Genomic DNA, 1,288 nt, shown 5'->3' with positions numbered 1-1,288 from the left:
CCCGGACTTGATCCGGGACCGGTGCCTGTCTTTAGGCGGACGCTTACAGGAAGGCGCCATACTGTAAGGTAGGCCGTTCACGGCCAGCGGTCCCGGATCAAGTCCGGGACGACGACCTCTCAGGCACCGCGCTTCTCTCAAAAGTCACAGGTGTCGCCAGCCCGCTCCCTCTTCCAGAGTTGCGCCCGATAACGAATCCCGAAAACCGGGCATCGAAGGAAAGGATATCCCGATGGCGACAGTGGCAATCACCGGAGCAGCGCGCGGCATCGCGTTCGAACTCGTCAAGCAGCATGCCGAGCGCGGCGACCGGGTCTATGCCCTCGCCCGCGATCCCTCGGGCGCGGCCGCGCTCAACGAACTGGCAGCCTCTTCGGACGGCAGGATCACGGTCCACGCGATGGACGTGGGCGACAATGCCTCGGTCGCCTCGGGCGCCGCGGATACCGGCAGCGAACCGGTCGACGTGCTGTACAATGTCGCCGGCGTCACCGGTAAGGCGGAACCGCAGTTCGACGGGATCGACTGGGACGACTTCGACAATTCGATCGAGATCATGCTGAAAGGCCCGCTGCGCGTGCTCAGCGCCTTCCTGCCGCGCCTGCACGAAGGTTCGAAGGTCATCAACTTCTCCAGCCAGCTCGGCGCATCGACCTGGCCTTACGGGGGCTACTGGCCTTACGCAGCGGTCAAGGCGGGCCTGAACCGCATGATGCGCTCGGTCGCGTTCGACCTGAAGGATCGCGGCATCGTGGTCGGCGTCATCCACCCCGGCTACGTCGCCACCGACATGAGCGGCCCCGGCGCCGACATCTCCCCGCAGGAAAGCGCGTCCTCGATCATGGCCCTGACCGACGGGTGGGCGATCGAGGAGACCGGCGAATTCTACAAGTGGAACGGCGAAAAGCACGCCTGGTAAGGAGACTTCGACCATGGCGTTCACCGGACCGCTGGAGGACCGCATCCTCATCCGCGAATTGCTCGATACTTATGCCCACGCGGTGATGACCCGCGATGCCGAGACATGGGCCTCGACCTGGGCGGAGGATTCGTACTGGGCCTTGCCCGAATTTCCCGACCTTGGCGGCTTCACCGGCAAGAAAACGATCGTTTCCGCATGGGTGGAATCGATGAAGAACTACGGCCTCGGTGGAAACGCTGCGAAGCCGATGGTCTACGTCGCCCACCCCGGCGAGATTCGCGTCAACGGCGACCGGGCCTCGGCGATCTCCTACACCTCCGAGATCTTCGAAGACCCGGCCTCGGGCAAGACCATGCGCCTTCGCGG

2 protein-coding genes are annotated in these 1,288 nt (G+C 64.4%); both read left to right on the top strand.

What is annotated here, in order from left to right:
* Positions 1-232 precede the first annotated feature (232 nt).
* Entirely contained in the window at positions 233-919 is a 687-nt protein-coding gene (locus ACYPYD_RS26280; RefSeq protein ID WP_008830430.1) for an SDR family NAD(P)-dependent oxidoreductase, read from the top strand.
* Positions 920-932: 13 nt separating this feature from the next.
* Positions 933-1,288 (top strand): nuclear transport factor 2 family protein (locus ACYPYD_RS26275; RefSeq protein WP_459666594.1); only part of this gene is annotated, 356 nt, incomplete at its 3' end.

The organism is Novosphingobium sp. 11B, assembly GCF_054589055.1.
This window is presented reverse-complemented; position numbering and strand designations above follow the sequence as displayed.

Excerpts from the sequence above, each read along its gene's own strand:
- ACYPYD_RS26280 (WP_008830430.1), top strand. The coding sequence starts at position 233 with ATGGCGACAGTGGCAATCACCGGAGCAGCGCGCGGCATCGCGTTCGAA.